The 17,323-nt window shown below is 65.8% G+C and carries 16 protein-coding genes; 8 read left to right on the top strand and 8 right to left on the bottom strand.

Features of this window, described 5'->3' with window-relative positions; genetic code table 11:
- Positions 1–47: 47 nt before the first annotated feature.
- The 4 genes from ACVZTU_RS01445 to ACVZTU_RS01430 all read right to left on the bottom strand — a co-directional run bounded on the left by ACVZTU_RS01445 (position 48) and on the right by ACVZTU_RS01430 (position 3,901).
- Complete coding sequence (locus tag ACVZTU_RS01445) at positions 48–1,523, bottom strand: PepSY-associated TM helix domain-containing protein (RefSeq protein ID WP_482401186.1); 1,476 nt, start codon at positions 1,521–1,523, stop codon at positions 48–50.
- Positions 1,524–1,711: 188 nt separating this feature from the next.
- A complete protein-coding gene (locus ACVZTU_RS01440) occupies positions 1,712–2,422 on the bottom strand; it encodes a hypothetical protein (RefSeq protein ID WP_482401771.1) in 711 nt (236 codons plus the stop codon).
- Positions 2,423–2,465: 43 nt separating this feature from the next.
- Entirely contained in the window at positions 2,466–2,996 is a 531-nt protein-coding gene (locus tag ACVZTU_RS01435; RefSeq protein WP_482401185.1) for a GNAT family N-acetyltransferase, read from the bottom strand.
- A gap of 38 nt (positions 2,997–3,034) precedes the next feature.
- Entirely contained in the window at positions 3,035–3,901 is an 867-nt protein-coding gene (locus ACVZTU_RS01430) for an aldo/keto reductase (RefSeq protein WP_482401184.1), read from the bottom strand.
- A gap of 149 nt (positions 3,902–4,050) precedes the next feature.
- Here ACVZTU_RS01430 and ACVZTU_RS01425 point away from each other — a divergent pair, with 149 nt between their 5' ends.
- Positions 4,051–4,821: a hypothetical protein gene (locus ACVZTU_RS01425; RefSeq protein ID WP_482401183.1), complete on the top strand. Its 771-nt coding sequence runs from the start codon at positions 4,051–4,053 to the stop codon at positions 4,819–4,821.
- 3 nt (positions 4,822–4,824) lie between these two features.
- On the opposite strand, the gene ACVZTU_RS01420 is transcribed toward ACVZTU_RS01425, so the two are convergent.
- The 4 genes from ACVZTU_RS01420 to ACVZTU_RS01405 form a co-directional block, all read right to left on the bottom strand.
- Positions 4,825–5,214: an MmcQ/YjbR family DNA-binding protein gene (locus ACVZTU_RS01420; protein WP_062860561.1), complete on the bottom strand. Its 390-nt coding sequence runs from the start codon at positions 5,212–5,214 to the stop codon at positions 4,825–4,827.
- Positions 5,215–5,253: 39 nt separating this feature from the next.
- On the bottom strand, positions 5,254–6,195 hold the full coding sequence (locus ACVZTU_RS01415) for a phosphoglycerate dehydrogenase (RefSeq protein WP_482401182.1): 942 nt from the start codon (positions 6,193–6,195) through the stop codon (positions 5,254–5,256).
- A gap of 22 nt (positions 6,196–6,217) precedes the next feature.
- Complete coding sequence (locus tag ACVZTU_RS01410; RefSeq protein WP_482401181.1) at positions 6,218–7,663, bottom strand: dihydrolipoyl dehydrogenase family protein; 1,446 nt, start codon at positions 7,661–7,663, stop codon at positions 6,218–6,220.
- Between the two features lie 114 nt (positions 7,664–7,777).
- On the bottom strand, positions 7,778–8,542 hold the full coding sequence (locus ACVZTU_RS01405; protein ID WP_062860559.1) for a GntR family transcriptional regulator: 765 nt from the start codon (positions 8,540–8,542) through the stop codon (positions 7,778–7,780).
- Between the two features lie 187 nt (positions 8,543–8,729).
- Here ACVZTU_RS01405 and ACVZTU_RS01400 point away from each other — a divergent pair, with 187 nt between their 5' ends.
- From ACVZTU_RS01400 to ACVZTU_RS01370, 7 genes are all read left to right on the top strand, one after another.
- The gene (locus ACVZTU_RS01400) at positions 8,730–9,845 is read left to right on the top strand and encodes a TIGR03364 family FAD-dependent oxidoreductase (protein ID WP_062860558.1); all 1,116 of its coding nucleotides are present in this window, start codon (positions 8,730–8,732) and stop codon (positions 9,843–9,845) included.
- 309 nt (positions 9,846–10,154) lie between these two features.
- Entirely contained in the window at positions 10,155–11,099 is a 945-nt protein-coding gene (locus tag ACVZTU_RS01395; protein WP_482401180.1) for a phosphate/phosphite/phosphonate ABC transporter substrate-binding protein, read from the top strand.
- A gap of 11 nt (positions 11,100–11,110) precedes the next feature.
- Complete coding sequence (gene phnC, locus ACVZTU_RS01390; RefSeq protein ID WP_482401179.1) at positions 11,111–12,028, top strand: phosphonate ABC transporter ATP-binding protein; 918 nt, start codon at positions 11,111–11,113, stop codon at positions 12,026–12,028.
- Positions 12,025–13,704 carry a phosphonate ABC transporter, permease protein PhnE gene (phnE, locus tag ACVZTU_RS01385; RefSeq protein ID WP_482401178.1) on the top strand — a complete coding sequence of 560 codons (1,680 nt, stop codon included), beginning with the start codon at positions 12,025–12,027 and terminating at the stop codon, positions 13,702–13,704. Before phnC ends, phnE begins: the two co-directional genes overlap by 4 nt.
- 112 nt (positions 13,705–13,816) lie before the next feature.
- The gene (locus tag ACVZTU_RS01380; protein ID WP_482401177.1) at positions 13,817–14,509 is read left to right on the top strand and encodes a phosphonatase-like hydrolase; all 693 of its coding nucleotides are present in this window, start codon (positions 13,817–13,819) and stop codon (positions 14,507–14,509) included.
- Positions 14,506–15,606 (top strand): alcohol dehydrogenase catalytic domain-containing protein, encoded by a 1,101-nt coding sequence (locus ACVZTU_RS01375; protein ID WP_482401176.1) that lies wholly within the window; start codon positions 14,506–14,508, stop codon positions 15,604–15,606. Before ACVZTU_RS01380 ends, ACVZTU_RS01375 begins: the two co-directional genes overlap by 4 nt.
- A gap of 233 nt (positions 15,607–15,839) precedes the next feature.
- Complete coding sequence (locus tag ACVZTU_RS01370; RefSeq protein ID WP_482401175.1) at positions 15,840–17,321, top strand: GntP family permease; 1,482 nt, start codon at positions 15,840–15,842, stop codon at positions 17,319–17,321.
- Positions 17,322–17,323: the final 2 nt, after the last annotated feature.

The following is a 17,323-nucleotide window of genomic DNA, read 5'->3' as shown; positions in this document are numbered from 1 at the left end:
TTGCAACTGAAGCGATGTTTCAGCACGTAGGCGGGAGACTGCGCGCCTTAGCTCGCCATGGCCCGTCGCTCGCGTCGCCGCGTCCTCAGCCCGAGAGCCACGTCGACGACGAGGAACACGATGAGGCTGATGCCCACCAGCGGCAGGAACAACCCGATTGCGACGGCGGCGAGGACAACCGCACCGACGCCCCACCACGGCGCATCAGCCAGAGCTCGGCGAGGCGGCGCGGATCCGAACCACTTCGCCGGATTCCGCTTCGGCCGCCGCTGCCACCACATGACGTATCCCCAGACGACCATGGCCGCGATGCCTATGGCGAGCGCGAAGAGCACGATCTGATTGACCAGTCCGAACAGTGTGCCCATGTGCAGGTCGATGCCCCAGCGGGCGAGTTTCGCCGCCACACCGTAATCGGAGAAGTCGACCCGGTCGGTCACCTCCACCGTCTCGGGGTCGAAGGCGACGGCGTCGACCTTCGTGGGGAAGCTGCGTTGGATCTCCTGCACCACCCAGGCCGAATCGGCATCGGCTGGAGGCAGGATCTCGACGAGCCCGGTATCGATATTGACGTCGTGTCCCATCGACAGCATCATGTCGAAGTCGGCGGGATCGATCGCGGTGTGATCGGCAGCGCTGTCGGCCTCCTCGGCGGACGAGCCGCCACCATGATGGGCGTGCTCGCCGATCGCCGAGGCGCCGCCGAGTTCCGTCGACACCGCCGGAGTCTCCCAACTCAGCGCCCCGCGCAGCTTCGTCACGTTCTCCCCACCGAGCTGTGACCAGGTGATGCCGGTGGCCGAGAGGAAGAGCATGCCGATGACCGCCCACACTCCGACAGAGGCATGCCAGGAGAAGGTGCGTCTCAACCCCTTCCCCTTCCGGCTCGGTCGCAGCATCGCGGTCGGCTTCCGCGTCCGGCGAGCGCGGAGGATCCACAGCACGAGCCCCGCGGCGGCGACGATTCCCAGCCATGAGGCGGCCAGTTCGCTGTAGAGCCGCCCGACGTCGCCGAGGTGGAGGCTGCGGTGCATCTGGTCGATCCAGGTCCGCAGCGGCAGGGCACCCGAGGTTCCGTAGACGGTGAGGTCACCGACCACCTCGGCGGTTCCGGGATCGACGAAGATCGCCCGAGATTCGCTCTCGCCGAGGCTGGGGTCGTCGTACATCACGCGGGTGGTGTCGCCCGGTTCGGGCGCCGGCCGCACGGCGGACAGCGTCGCGTCGCTGTCTCCGATGACGGTGTTCGCGGCCTCGATCTGGTCGGCCAGTGGCAGCGGATGGTCGGTGGCCGGGGCGCTGAGTTCGTCGGCGTAGATCGCTCTCTCCACCGTCGGACTGATGGCGTAGGCCGCTCCGGTGAGCGCGGCGACGAGGATGAACGGGCCGATGAGAATGCCGGCATAGAAGTGGAGACGGCGCAGGAGCTGGCCGAGCCATGGAACGGAGCGGTCGCGGGGGTCACGGTGGCCGGCCGGTTCCGGACCCGAGCTTTCGGGCACGGTTGATGAAGGTGTGGTCATGATGATGCTTTCTCTCAGTTGCGCTGAGCCGGATCGGGTCGGCCCGATGCCCTCGACGAGCAGATGCAGTCGACGGGCAGCTTCGGTCGACAGTGGTCGCGTACGACACGCAGTCGCGGTCGACGACCAGATACGGTCGGCAGTGATCGCACCGGCTCACGGGAGCCGATGCGCGGATGTGATGAGTGTCAGAAAGCAGGCTGTGGTGGCCCTCGCCGGAGCACCGGGGATCGGCGCACACCGAGACTGCGAGGCAGTTCGGGCTCGAAGCCGATCAGCGACCGAGGCTTCTCGATCTGCGCCCGCCGGACGACGAGGCGCGGGATGACGGCTCTGATGATAAGGCGGGCGAAGTCGCCGAGCATGACCGGAAGTCGTTCGGCCCAATAGATCATCGCGATCGTCACGATCCCGGCAACGCAGTGGGCCAGCAGCATCCCCGGAGACGAGTGCGCGTGCATCTCGGCAGCTGCACCGACCGACCCGTCCATGGCAGGCATGACCGCAGAATCATGGGTCATCTGCATCGCACTGCCGTGCATCGACTCGTGGTCGGCACCATAAGTCGGTGAGTGGTGAGAGTGCGATCCGAGCAGCGCGGCGAGCCCGCCGCCGGATTGCGCCGAGGCGGCCGGTGAGCCAGAAGCGTGCGGCGTGAAGAGGGAGAACAGGAGGTGGAAGAGCGTCTGGCTGATTCCGACGGAGACCGTCAGTCGAGGCAGCGACAGTCGGCGCCCGGACAGAAGGACACAGACGAGGATCGACAGCGCCAGAGGCACGACGACACCCATCGCGGTCGGGAAGGCTCCCCCGCCGAGGATGTGCGACGTCAGTGCGACAAAGGTCGCGAATGCTGCGGCGAGAGTGCCGCGCAGAGCGCGCCGGTGCCTGACTTCCATCTCCACGGTGACATTCTCACACAGGTGGGCCCCACCCGAGCATTCAATGCCGATCCCGGCGATAGATGACGTGCCACCCGTCATCGATCGGGTTGTCGGGCTGGATGCGCCCCGCGGCGAACCGCTCATATCCAGCAGCCTCGAGGGCCCTCCACGACGCCGGATTCCCCGCGATCACGGGCACGATGATCGCCGAGGCAGTCGGGCAGTCAGCGAAGCAGAGTTCAGTGAACTCCCGGATCATCCGTGTGCCGAGCCCCTTGCCCATCGCATCGACTTCGCCGATGAAATAGTCGATCGTCAGCGCATCCCGAGGGGCGTCAGCCAACTCGATGAGTTCCCGCTGCTCGTCCGCATAATCCCAGATCGCACTGCGTTGGATGAACCCGACCGGCACCCCGGCGTCCTCGACGATGAAGTCGAATGACGGTTCCGTGCCGTCGATGCTTTCGCCGAAGTCTCGTTCGATCGCTTCCGGAGTCGTCTCGTGATTCCAAAAGCGGGCGACGTGGGGCGAGCCTAGCCATCGCGCGAGCAGCGGAAAGTCAGCCCGTGTCGTCCGTCGGAATTCCATGTGTCCTCGCGGTCGGCGTCAACAACCGCCGTGCTGCCTCACATCTCTTCGTGAGTGAGCGGATCCCGGTCCTTCATGCGACCGCGCTCGAGTCCGGAGATCGCGGCCACCTCGGCGGGGGTGAGTTCGAACTCGAAGACATCGGCGTTGAGGCGCTGACGCTCGGGGTTCGCCGATTTCGGGATCGGGATGCTGCCGATCTCGATATGCCAGCGCAGAACGACCTGGGCCGGGGTCACACCATGAGCGGCGGCCGCCTCGGCGATGGGGGCTTCGTCGAACAGTCCCTGGTCACGGTAGAGCGGGGACCAGCTCTCGGTCTGCACACCGATGGAGCGGTGGAAGGCGATGAGCTTCTCCTGCGGGAAATACGGGTGGAGCTCGACTTGGTTGACGGCCGGGGTGACGCCGGTCTTCTCAACGAGCTCGGTGAGCATCTCCTCGGTGAAGTTCGAGACGCCGATCGACTTCACCAGACCGCGTCTGCGCAGTTCGATGAGGCCCTCCCAGGTCTCGACGTACTTGCCGACGCTGGGGTTGGGCCAGTGGATGAGGTGGAGGTCGAGGTAGTCGAGACCGAGGCGGGCCAGCGATTCCTCGGTGCTGGCGATGGCCTCGTCGAAGCCGTGATGGCGGCCGGGGATCTTGCTCGTGACGAACAGGTCCTCGCGAGCGACGGAACAGTCGGCGATGGCCCGCCCGACCTCGCGTTCGTTCTCGTAATTCACCGCGGTATCGAGCAGGCGGTAGCCGACATTGTCGACGGCACCCACGATGGCGTCGACCCCCTCGTCGCCCTTCATCGCGTAGATGCCGAGCCCGAGCTGCGGGATCGCGCGTCCGTCGTTGAGGTCGAGGGTGGGGATCGGTGAGTTCTGTACGGGGGTGTTCGCTGGGGTCGTCATGTATTCACCCTATGACCGCCGAGGCGGCGCTGGCCAGAGCATTCTCCTTGAGTTCGAGCAGGATGTCGTGGGTGAACTCTTCCTGTGAGATCCTCCGAGGAAGCACTGACGCGGGATTCTCACAATGCGGCTTGGGCTAGCGTGGACGCATGGAGACGAACGCGCGAGCTGCGGAGCGGGGATTCCTTCGCCGTATTCGCAGGCTTTCGCGGTGGCGGGTGGCCTTTCTCCTGCCGAGCGCCGGATTGGTGGTCGCCGCGCTGCTCCACGCTGCCCAGTGGGTGACGTCGTGGATATCAACAGCGGTCGCCCGTGCACAGGGTGCCGGCGATGCCTGTTCCGATCTGGTCGATACCCTCAGCGTCGACCCCGATGCGATCGAAATCGAGGATCGCGCACCGTCCGGGTTCGTCTGCCGCGCCTCGGTCGACAGCGGCACGGCGATGGTCGAGCACTCCGGAGCCACCTCGGCGATGTTCATGTTCTCGATGGCATTCGCCGCTCTCAGCGTCGCGGTGCTTCTCGGTGTGCTGATCGCGTTCGCGGTGACCCGGTTGCTCGGGCTGTACCGGTCGCCGCTGGCCGAACCGGGTCGAGATCGATGGCCGCTGCGGCTCATTGCGATCGGGGTCTTCGTGCTGTCGTTGATGATGCTTGGACAGTATTTTCAGTGGTACGCGGCGTCTGATGGTTTTGAGATCTGCCCGGAATCCGTCGGCGGTGACGGTGTGCTGGGTTTCTCGGTCACGGCCGACTATTTGCCGCCGAGCCTGACCTGCTCGGGCGACACCGTCACCGGTCAGGAGTTCTCGGTGACGCAACACGGATTTCCGTTCTATGGATTTATCGCGGGGCTGATCCTGGCCGTGCTGGGTGTTGTTCTGCTCATTGTCGCGAGGGCTCGGACGCGGCAGCGCTGAGACTCAGGGTTCAAGTTCTCTGACCAACCTCGCCGAGGCGGTGCTGCGGTACGAATCGATAATCAGTTCGCGCAGCTCCTCGTCGTCGAGATCGTCGAGTCCGAGACCGACCCAGCCGGAGGGGCCGAGGTACATGGGAACGAAGGAGTCCAGTCGCTCGAGCACCACCTCGGCGTCCATGGGGTCGAGCAGGACGAGCAGCGCTTGCGGGTGCTGCACCATCTCCCCCGATGCCAGCTTCTCAGTGCCGCCGTAGTGAGCGAAGATCTTCTTCGTGAAGAAGGCCGGTCTGCCGTGCGAAATCTTCTCGGCCGATTCGGGCAGGCCGAGCGCGATCGCGCGGACCCGCTCGAGCATCGGATCGTCGTCATCGAACATCTGCGGATGCGCCATGAGTCAACGGTACGCCCCGGCAGGTGAGGATAGGACTCTTCAGACGATGAGTCCGACGGGTTCCTTTCCGTCGATTACATCGATGACGGCTTGAGCGGCGGCCAACCCGGCGCGTTCACGGGCTTCGACCGTCTGACCGGCCAGGTGCGAGGTGACCCAGACGTTGTCGAATTTCCGCAGCGGGTTGTCCTTCGTCATCGGTTCGGTCTCGAGCACATCGAGGGCGGCACCGGCGATCTGCTTTTTGTTGAGCGCGGCGACGAGGGCGGCCTCGTCGATGAGTGATCCGCGGGCGGTATTGATGAGGAACGCGGTGTCCTTCATCGCAGCGAGTCGGTCGGTGCCGATGATCGGGGTGCCGGTCGCCCGAGCGTGGAGGGTGAGGTAGTCGGCGGCCGCGACGACGGTGTCGACGTCGGCGAATTCGATGCTCGGGCCCGCCTCGGTGTCGGGGTGGGAAGTGCCCACGATGACGCGCATCCCCAGGGCCGCGCCGATCTGCGCGATCGCTTTTCCGCTGGGCCCGTATCCGATGACGCCGAGGGTCTTGCCGCGCAGTTCCGTGCCTGCGGTGCGCGGCCACTGACCTGCGTTGACGCCGCTGATGACGTCACTGAAGTGTTTGGCGCAGTTGAGCATGAGAGCGAGCGTGAGTTCGGCGACGGCGTGATGGTTGACGCCGGGCGTGTTGGCCACGTGGATGCCGAACTCCTGGGCCGCGTTGGTGTCGACGGAGTCGTATCCGACTCCGCTGCGGGCGAGGATCCGGAGGTCGGCCGCCTCGGCGAGCATGTCACGGGTGATCGGTTCGCTCGCAACGATGGCACCGACGGCACCTTTGAGGAGATTGCGCTGTACATCCTCGGTGCGTCGACCGGCCGCCGGGGAATACACGGGTTCGAGTCCGTGCTCCCTCAGCAGCCGGTCGACGCTGTCGCCGGGTTCGAGGTAGTCGGTGGTGATGACGATGCGACGGCTCATGATGGCGAGCCTATCGCGGGCTTCACTTGAGTGCGCCGAGCACCTCGTTGAGCGCCTCGGTGGCGGAGGGGTGGGTGTAGATCGTGTCGCGCAGCTCGGTTGCGGTGACGTCGTGGCGCATCGCGAGCGCCACGGTGTTGATGACCTCCTGCGAGTGCACGTGGACGAGGGCCGCGCCGAGGATGAGGTCGGTTGTCGCGTCGACGACGAACTTGACGATTCCTCGCGGGTCGCCTTCGATCTTCGCCCGCGGTGCCGCGGCGATATCGGCCTGGAGCTTCGCTCCGACCTTGATCTCATAGCCTTCGTCGCGAGCGGCCTTCTCGGTCAGGCCGACGCGGGCGACGGGCGGGGTGAGGAACATCGTGTACGGCACGGATCCGCGGTCCTTCGTCGACCGTTTGCCCTCACCAAGCAGCTGGTCGGCGAGGATCCGATTGTCGTCGAGCGAGATGTAGGTGAACATCGGTCCGCCGTTGACATCACCGAACGCGTAGACGCCTTCGGCGGAGGTGCGCAGGTGCTCGTCGGTGACGATGAACCCGCGGTCGTCGGTGTCGATGCCGGCCTTCTCGAGGCCGAGGTCCGCGGTCGCGGGTTTGCGTCCGACGGCCAGGAGGACCGCCTCGGCGTCGATGGCCTTCGTTTCTCCGTCGACCTCATAGGTCACGGTCGCGGCGTCGGCGCCGTCGTCGACTGCAGTGACGAAGGCGTCGTTGACGATGGTGACCCCGTCGTCGGCGAGAGCCTGGGCGACCACCTCAGCGACATCGTCGTCCTCATTGGCCAGCGGGCGCGGTCCGCGGTCGAGAACGGTGACCTGCGAGCCGAAGTGGGCAAACATCGATCCGAACTCGAGTCCGATGTACCCGCCGCCGACGATGACGAGGCGATTCGGGAAAGGATCGACGTGCTGCAGGGATTCGGAGTCGTGGATGCGGCCACCGAGCTGGGCGCCGTCGATGGGTGGGATGTTTGCGACGGATCCGGTGTTGACGACGACGGTGTCGGCGGTGATCGTCATGGTGTCGGCGCCGCCGGAGACGCGGACCTCGCGTTCGCCGGTGAACTCGGCGCGGCCGCTCACCAGCAGCACTGAATCGAGGTCGGCGAGCATCGAGTGGTTCTTCTTCCGCATCGCCCCGGTCAGGGTGTCGCGACGTTTGACGGCTTTCGCGAAGTATTCGTCGACGTCGTCATCGGCGCGTTTGTTCTCGGCGTCGTGGACGAGGATCTTCGTGGGGATGCAGGCGATGTTGATGCAGGAGCCGCCGATCATCATCTCCGACTGTTCGACGACGGCGACCTTCTTGCCGGCGCGGGCCATGGTCGCGGCCAGAGTCTTGCCGCCCTTGCCCCAGCCGATGACGAGGAGGTGGACGTGTTCGGTGTGGTCGGCTCCGGTGGGGGTGGAGGATGGGGTGGTTTCGGTCGAGGTGCCCTGCTGCGTCACTGTCTCTGTGGTCATGCTCGTCCTCTCGAGCCGGTGTCTGTCACTGTACCCGCCCCTTATTACTACGTGACGGCGGCCCAGCAACCTCGCGCGAGGTTGCTGGGCCGCCGTCGGGTAGTAATTAGGGAATTAGTCGCCGGAGATGAGGGACATGGAGCTCGGGTTTCCGCGGGTGGAGTTCATCGTGAAGCTCGCCTTCCACGGCAGGTACCGGTCATCGGAGGACTCGATGACATCACCGGCGGTCGTGAACGCCCTCCGGCGCACCCGCAGCAGCGGGGTGCCCACGGGGACTTCGAGGAGCCTGGCATCGTCATCGTTCGCTCCGACCGCATCGATCGTGCGTGACGCCCGGTTGATGTCGACGCCCTGGTCGATGAGCTCCTGATAGATCGACCCGGAATCCGTGTCGAAGGCCAACACGTGACGTCCGAACTCGAACGGATAGTTCAGCCTCTCGACCATGGCCGGAGCTTCGTCCATGAGCCGCAGCCGGAACACCGAGACGATCGGATCGCCCTCTTCGATCCGCAGGCTCGCGGCCAGTGATTTCTCCGCCGGTTCCCGCGCCACACGCTGCGTGACCTGACCAGGCACGATGTCCGAGGCGTGGCACCACTGGGAGAAGGAGATGACGTCGTCGAAGGACTGCGTGAGGACGTTGTCGAGCACGACCGTGCGCCTCCCCCGCCCCGAGGAGATCAGCCCCTCCCCGCGCAGAGCGGACATCGCCTGCCGCACCGGTCCACGCGAACTCGCGAACTTCCGCGTCAGTTCCGCCTCGGAGGGCAGCTCATCGCCGGGCTGGAACGAGCCTTCACGAATCGCCGTGCGCAGATAGTGCGCGATCTCGTCATGCTGCTGACGGGTGCGGTGCCTCGGGCCGGTGGTCATGACCTCACTTCTCCTTCGACGGTGCTCATTCGACGGCTCAGAGGACAGCGCCTCAGAGTCGAGGAAGCGCTGTCTCGGTGAACTCGGCATGGCTCAACGAAGTCCGAATGTCACATTCAGGTGAACAGACATCAAACTTGTACATACATATCTTCATCTTATCCGACAACCGCACGAATATGAGGGAATGCCGACAACAGATCTCATCATCACCGGCTCGGGCATCCTCGGCCTGGCCACCGCATTCCTCGCCCGCCGACAGGGCCGCAGCGTCCACATCATCGACCGTTCCGACCGCCCCGTGGGCTCGTCCATCCAGAACTTCGGCCACGCCTGCTTCACCGGCCAGTCCGATGCCGCGCAGCCGATCGCATCGAAGGCCCGCGAGGGCTGGCTCGACGCCGCGGCCGCCACGGGACTCTGGGCCGCCGAGACCGGAACCTTCATCCCGGCCATGACCGAGGCCGAGCTGACCGTCCTCGAGCAGTTCGCCGCCCATCGCGGCCCCGACCAAGTTCGACTGCTCGACCCGGAGGCGATCGTCGAGGCGGTCGGCAACCCCGACCTCCCGGCCATCGGCGGCGCACATCTGCCGCAGGACATGCGCGTCGACCCGCGACAGGCCGCCCCGAGAATCGCCGCATGGCTGGCCGGTCAGGGCGTGGAATTCACCTGGAACACGCACGTCACCGCGGTGGCCGACGGCACCGTGTCGACGACACGCGGGAACTTCCACGCCGAGCAGGTCGTCGTCTGCCCCGGCTATCAGCTGACCAGCCTCTTCCCCGAGATCGCCGAATCCCACGAGATCCGCATCTGCTCGCTCGTCATGTCGCTCATCGAGGCCCCGCAGCACATTCCGACCGGCTTCGCGATGCTCACCGGCACCTCCCTGGCCCGCTACGACGGGTTCGCGGCGATGCCCGGCGCCGAGGCGCTGCGCCACGACCTCGACGAACGGGAACCGGAGCTGCGCGGCTGCATCGCGAACCTCATGGTCACCGACATCCCGCAGGGCCTGCTCATCGGCGATTCACACGCCTACGACCTCAGCCCGGAACCCTTCATCGACGAGCGGGTCGGTTCGCTGCTGCTCGACCGTGCCACCTCGATGCTCGGGATTGAGCGCCCGCGTGTGCTGCAGCGGTGGCTGGGCATGTACGCCGACAGCCCGACGACGAACCTCGTCCTCGAGCGCCCGGACGAACGCACGACCGTCGCCGTCGTTGCCTCGGGGATCGGCATGACCTTGTCGTTCGGCATCGCCGACCTCATCCTCTCCGGCGGCACCGCCGACATCTGAGGCAACTCCCCCTCCCCGCCCTGACACCGACAAACCCAATCGGCCCCGAGGCGGTCGCGCCCATCCGCGACCACCTCGGGGCCGATTCGATGCCCTCAGAGATGCGACGTCCGGCTTGCACCCACCCGTCCATTTCAGTGACCGGTCCCACGATACGTCGGGGTAACTCCGAACCGACCGTGAAGTTGTCATGTCCAGTCGGTGAACTTCCCTTACTTGTATAGACATTCTCCGGTGATCTCGACACGATGAATTCGAACGATCACCTCAGCGCCTCTGCCGCACTGCTCTCCGAAAGGCCACCACGCCATGACCATGACCTCCCCCTTCCGCTCTCGCGCGTTCCGCACGATCACCGCCGGTCTCCTCTCCCTGCCCCTGCTCGCCGCCTGCGGCAGCTCCGGAGGAGGAAGCGACGACACGATCACCTTCGCCGCCGTCCCCGCCGAATCATCCTCGACGCTGGAATCCTCCTTCGAGAAAGTCACGAAGCTGCTCGAGGAGGAGACCGGCAAGAAGGTCGAATTCCAGAACGCCTCGGACTACGCCGCCGTCGTCGAAGGCATGCGCACCGGCCAGATCGACGCCGCCTCCTTCGGCCCCTTCGCCTACGTCATCGCCAAGGACTCGGGCATCAACATCGAACCGGCCGCGGCACCGACGAACGACAAAGCCAAGGATCCCGCCTACACCTCGCTGGCTTATGTGAAGAAGGGCTCGGACGTCAAAGACTTGAAAGACCTCAAGGGAAAGAAGGTCTGCTTCGTCGATGCCGCCTCGACCTCCGGCTACCTCGTGCCGATGAAGGGCCTCCAAGACGAGGGCATCGACATGGACAAGGACCTCGAACAGGTGATGTCCGGTGGCCACGACGCCTCGCTGCTGTCGCTGAACTCCGGTGACTGCGACGTCGCCTTCGCCCACGACGCCATGCTCACCACTCTCGAGAAGTCCGGTCAGGTCAACAAGGGCAGCCTCGAACCCGTGTGGGAATCCGACCCGATCACCGAGGACCCGATCGCGGTGAACAACGACTCCCTCGACGCCGATACGGCCGCGAAGATCACCAACATCCTGCGTGAGAAGGCCAACGTCCCGGCGATGGTCGAAGCCGGGATCTGCGACTCGGAGGACGACTGCGTCCTGCCCGAAGAGATCACCTACGGCTACAAGGAAGTCTCCGACTCCGACTTCGATTCGATCCGCGACATCTGCGACGCCACCCAGGCCGACGCCTGCAAGAACATCGGCTGAGAAGGATGACCATGACACTCCCGCACCCCACCCGCAAACCGACCACGCCCGAACTCCAAAAGGAGATCGACTCCATCTATTCCGTCCAACTCGACCATGTGACGAAGGACTTCGGCGGCGGAGTCCTTGGCCTCGACGACGTCAACCTGGGTTTTCGCACCGGCGGAATCAGCGTCCTCCTCGGCCTCTCCGGCTCGGGCAAATCCACCCTCCTGCGCCATATCAACGGACTGCACACCCCCACCTCGGGGCGGGTGCGGGTCCTCGGTGAGGACATGGACCGGCTGCGCCGATCGGAGCTGAAGGCCGTGCGCCGCGACATCGGCGTCATCTTCCAGTCCTTCAACCTCGTCGGTCCGATGTCCGTGCTCGAGAACGTCTGCGCCGGGGCACTGGGATCGCTGCGCGGACCGCGCATCACGCTGATGATGTACCCGAAGGCTATCCGCAGCGAAGCCCTGAAGAAACTCGACCGGGTCGGTCTCGCCGACCGCGCCTACCAGCGCGCCGACACGCTCTCCGGCGGTCAGCAGCAGCGGGTCGCGATCGCCCGCGCACTCATGCAGCACCCGAAGGTGCTGCTCGCCGATGAGCCGGTCGCCTCCCTCGACCCGGTATCGGCCCGCGACGTCATCGACCTGCTGCGGCAGATCTCCGCCGAGGATGACCTCACCGTCATCGCCTCCCTGCATCAGGTGCAGCTGGCCATCGATTTCGCCGACCGGATCATCGGTCTGCGCACCGGTCGGGTCGTCCTCGACCGCAAGACCGCCGGGCTCAGCGCCGAGGAGGCCTCCCAGATCTACTCGAGCGTGTCCGGAATGGACACCGCCGCCGAGGCGAGCGAGCGTGCCGGTGCGACTACTGCCGGATCGCAGATGGCAAGGCCCGGCACCGAGGCGGCCGCCCGGGTGGGAGCCACCCGATGAGTCTCGTGCTCGACCGAGAGGCTCCCGCCGTCGTCGAACCGCAGCGTCCCCGACCGTCGGGAAACTCCGCCGTGGCCGTCATCGTGCTCATCGGCCTCGCCGTCGCCGGCGCCTGGTCGGTGTGGTCACTCGGCATCGACATCGCCACGATCGCCTCGTCGTTCGACAATGCCGTGGGGTTCTTCTCCCGCATCGTCCCGCTCGACTTCCCGGCGTTCGGGGAGACGGTCTCGCTTGTCGTCGAGACCTTGGCCATCGTGTTCCTGGCGACTCTGCTCTCCGTCGTGCTCTCGATCCCCGTCGCCCTCTTCGCCGCTCGTCCCACCCGGATGGGTCGCGGTTCGCAGTGGACAGCGCGCACCCTCATCGTCCTCGCCAGGGCGATTCCCGACCTCGTGCTCGCCATCGTGTTCCTGCGGATGTTCGGCCTCGGCGCCACAGCCGGCATCATCGCCATGGGCATCCATTCGGTGGGGATGATCGGCAAGCTCTACGCCGATGCCATCGAAGAGCTCGACGACGGACCCCGAGAATCGATCGAAGCCGTCGGCGGCAGCCGCTCCCAGCAGATCCTCACCGCGATCCCGCAGACGCTCATGCCGCAGCTCATCGCCACGGCCCTGCACCGCTTCGACATCAATTTGCGCACCTCGGTGCTGCTCGGCTATGTCGGCGTCGGCGGAATCGGCCTGGCCATCGCGGACTCGCTGCGCACCTTGGACTACCAGCGCGGGATGGCGCTGGCGGTCATCGTGCTCGTCCTGTGCATCGTCATCGAACTCGTCTCCGGCTCCATCCGGGCCGCGCTCATGGCCTCGACGGGGGCGAAGATCACCGGCGGCACCTGGGTCGACCGGATGTTCAACCGGGGCCGAGTCACCGGGGTCGGCGATCTCACGCTCACCCCGCCGTGGAGCGTGGCACGGTTCCGTCGTTTCGCCTCGGCGGCGGTGCTCATCGTCCTCACGATCGCCGCCCTCTGGCGGGTGGACGTGTCGTGGTCGGCCCTGGCCGCGGGTCTGCTCGACCTGCCGCAGACCGTGAGCCTGTTCTTCCCGCCGTCGACCGGCGGAACGCCTACCAACCTCATCGAACAGCTGCTCGTCACCATCCAGATCTCGCTGGCGGCGACGTTCATCGGGGCGATACTCGCGGTGCCCATCGGCATCCTCGCCGCCCGCAATGTCGTGGCGAATCGGGCGGTGCACAAGACGTTCCGGGTCCTCATCGTCGTCGTCCGCGGCATCCCCGAGCTCATCCTCGCGATCATCTTCGTCGTCATCTCCGGACTCGGCGAGGTGGCCGGAACCCTGGCCCTGTCCATCGGTGCGATCGGCCTGCTCTCGAAGCTCATCGCCGACTCCATCGAGGAGACGGACCTCCAGGTCCAGGAGGCGGTGCGGGCCACCGGAGCCGGCGAGGCGCAGGTGTTCTTCTCGGCCACCCTGCGGCAGGCGGCGCCGGCGTTCGTCGCCCACATCATGTACCTGCTCGATACGAACATCCGCTCGGCCACGCTGCTCGGCGTCGTCGGCGCCGGAGGCATCGGATTCCTGCTGCTCAACGCCTCGCGGGTCAACCAGTTCGATGTCGTGACGATGGTGCTCATCCTCATGGTCGCCGTCGTCCTTGCAGTCGAGGCCCTGTCCATGTGGCTGCGCCGAGCCGTGCGCTGAGGCTGCGCAATCAAGTCCACCTGCCCACCGAAATTTCCGTCCGCCGATCAAGCGGGCGAAGCAGAGCCCACGAACTCGCGTGGGCGACACCGTCAAGAGAAAGAGAATCGACATGACTGAACTTGCCGTCTTCGACATGGCCGGAACCACCATCGACGAACGTGACGAGGTCTACCGCGTGTTGCGCGAGGCCACCGAAAGGGAGGGCGCGGACTACTCCGATGAGGTCTTCCAGAAGTGGATGGGCACGGAGAAGCACTGGGCGATCGAGAATCTGCTTCGCCTCGGCGGAATCGAGGTCACCGAGGAGGTCCACGAGCGGGCTTGGCATTGGTTCCGTGCCGAGCTGCGCGAGACCTACACCAAGAATCCTCCGCGTCCGCTGCCCGGAATCGAGGAGGCCCTGTCGACCCTGCGTGAGCGTGGGATCAAGGTGGGCCTGACCACCGGGTTCTCCCGCGAGATCGCCGACCTCATCTTCTCCACCATGGGCTGGGCGCCGGGAGAGACCTTCGACGTCGCGGTCACCGGTGACGAGGTGCCCGCCGGCCGTCCGGCGCCGGACCTGATCAACAAGGTCATGGACACGGTCGGAGTCACCGACCGCGCTGCCGTCGTCAGTGTGGGAGACACCTCGGCGGATATCGAATCGGCGCTCAACGCCGAGGTCACAGCCGTGGGCGTTCTCACCGGGCACCTGAGTCGGGAGGATTTCGCGGCCGAAGGCGCGCACCTCGTCCTCGATTCCGTGGCGGACCTGCCCGCGGTCCTCGCCGAGCAGGAAACCGCGGTGGTCGCGAAGTGACGGTTCAGGTTCATTCGACAGCGACCGCAGCCGATTCGACGATGACCGGCACCGAGGCGGCCGATCGTGTCCGCGCGAGCGCTCAGCCGTTTGCCCAGGTGTGGACCGGAGGATCGGAATTCGAGCTCCGCACGTTCGACCGGCCGCGGCTGGCACCGGGCGAGAGCCTCATCCGGCTGACTGCGGCGACGGTGTGCGGGTCCGATCGGCACACCGTCAGCGGATGTCGTCCGGGGGCGTGCCCCTCGGTGCTCGGCCACGAGGGTGTCGGCATCGTCGAGGAGACGCGTGGGGATGTGCCCGTCGGCACGCGCGTGGTCTTCTCGGTCACCTCGGTGTGCGGTCAGTGCCGGAACTGTCGACGCGGGCTGAGCGCGAAATGCACCTCGGTGCGCAAGGTCGGCCACGAATCGGCCGAGTCGGATTGGGCACTGTCGGGCACCTACGCCAGCCATATCCACCTGCCGGCCGGGGTGGCCGTGGTCCCGGTGCCGGATTCGCTGCCCGATGGGGTGGCGGCGACTGCGGGATGCGCCGTGGCCACCGTCATGGCGATGTGTGAAGCAGCCGGTGACCTGCGGGGACGACGGGTGTTCGTCAATGGAATCGGGATGCTCGGGTTGACCGCTGTCGGGGCAGCTCTGGCCCGCGGTGCTGCCGAGGTCATCGCCGCCGATCCCCATCCGGACCGCCGCTCTCTGGCCGACCGGGCGGGGGCTGCTCGGTCCGTGGAGCCAGGTGTGGCGATCGCCGATGTCGACGTCGCGCTCGAGCTCTCGGGCGCCGAGGCGGGGGTGCGCTCCTGCATTTCGTCGTTGGGCGTCGGGGGCGTTGTGGTCCTCGCCGGCAGCGTGACGCCGGGGCCGCAGGTGTCGATCGATCCCGAGCAGATGGTGCGCGGATGGCGCACGATCACCGGAGTCCACAATTTCGAACCTCACCACCTGGCCGAGGCCGTGGACTTCTTGGCAGCCGACGGCGTGACATTGCCGTGGGAGGACATCCTAGGCGGCCCGATCCCCTTGAGGGACCTGCCGCAGGAGTTCGCGTCCCCGACCAAAGCCCTCCGCACAATAGTCTCTCTAATTACTACGTGACGGCGGCCCAGATACCTCGCGCGAGGTATCTGGGCCGCCGTCGGGTAGCAATTAGCGGACTAGGCAGGGCTACTTTTCGTCGAAGGTCCAGCCGGGGACCAGGTACTGCATGGCGACCCGGGGTCTCCTCTAATGGATCGACGCTCCAGCGGTCTCCCGCAATATTGACATTGTGAGTTTGCACTCATATCGTGAGTCAGCAATGACTCACGCACACACACATAGGAGTGTTGATGTCCGACGTCGCCATCATCGTCAATACAGCCATCGCGGTTGTCGCCACTGTTGTATTGATCGTGCGCTTCAAGGTCAATCCAGTCGTTTCCCTCGTCATCGGTTCGCTCTACCTCGGCCTCATCACAAGGATGGGAGTGGAGAAGACCGTCGAGACGATCACCAAGGGTTTCGGCGACATCATGGTCGACCTCGGACTTCTCATCGCCTTCGGCATCCTGATGGGATCGATCCTCAACGCCACCGGAGCGATTTCCCGCCTCGTCGATGGGCTGCTCCGCATTTTCGGCTCCCGCGGCATCCCCTATGCGCTGGGGACGGCGGTCGGAACTGTGTTGCAGTCGATCTTCGTCGATGTCCTTCTCGTCATCACTGCACCGTTGGCCAAACGCGTCGGACACAGGATCGGTCGCTTCGGAACTCCGAAGATGGCCGTCGCAATGGCCGTCGGTCTAGAGTGCGGCATCGTCTTCACCGTCCCCGGCGTCGGCGCACTCGCCCTCGCCGGACTCCTCGGCGTCCCCCTGGGCAAGATGCTCGTCTTCGGTCTGCTCGTCGTCGTGCCCACCGTTCTCCTCACCATCTTCATCACCTCATTCCTCTTCCGCCGGGGCTGGTGGAAGGAGGAACGAGACGAACAAGAAGTCGAGAAGGAACTGGCGGAGGCGACCTCAACCGCCGGTTCTGCGGCTGGGACGTCCACCGCAGGAGCCCGCTCTTCGGCTAGTGCATCATCAGGTGCCGCCAGGACATCGTCACAGCCTGATGACCCTTCCCGTCCCGCCGATGAAGGCGGTGCCGTCATGACCGCGACGGCCGAGTCGACGTCAACCCATCAACCACCACTGTGGTTGCTCTTCGGTCCGTTGCTGCTGGCCCTGTTCTTCATCGCCGGTGGCGCTGTGGCCGACATCGCCGGATTCACGCCCGGCTGGGCCCTCTTCTTCGGCGAACCCAACATCGCTCTGCTCATCGGGCTCCTCGGAACTATGGTCGTTGCGCACTTCTGCATCGGACGCGAAGGCATCGAAGATGCCGTCACCAGCGGCTTCCGGGAGAGCGGCCAAATCCTTCTCCTCACCGGCGTCGGCGGCTCCCTGGCCGCTGTGGTCACCGAAGCCGGCATGGGCGACATTCTCGGAGAGGTCTTCTCTGCGAGCACCGTGGCTCCTCTCCTCGTCGTCTGGGGCATCGCCGCAATCCTCCACGTGGCCGTCGGCTCCGTCACTCTCTCGGCGATCACCGCCGCCGGGCTCCTCGCTCCCGTGGCACCGAGCATCGGACTCGACCCTGTGCTCATCGCCCTCGCTGCCGGCGCCGGTTCACTGTTCATCATCCACGTCACCTCGAATACCTTCTGGCTGCTGCAGACCCTCCTCGGCCAGACAGTCCGCGGAGCCCTGAAGACCGTCACCGTCTCACTCTCCATCGCTTCCGTCGTCGCCCTCATCTGCGTCCTGGCCCTGAGCCTGTTCATCTGAAC

It is taken from the genome of Brevibacterium sp. OS20, assembly GCF_056837565.1.
The sequence above is the reverse complement of the archived record's forward strand: the minus strand, read 5'-3'. Positions and strand labels throughout refer to the sequence as shown.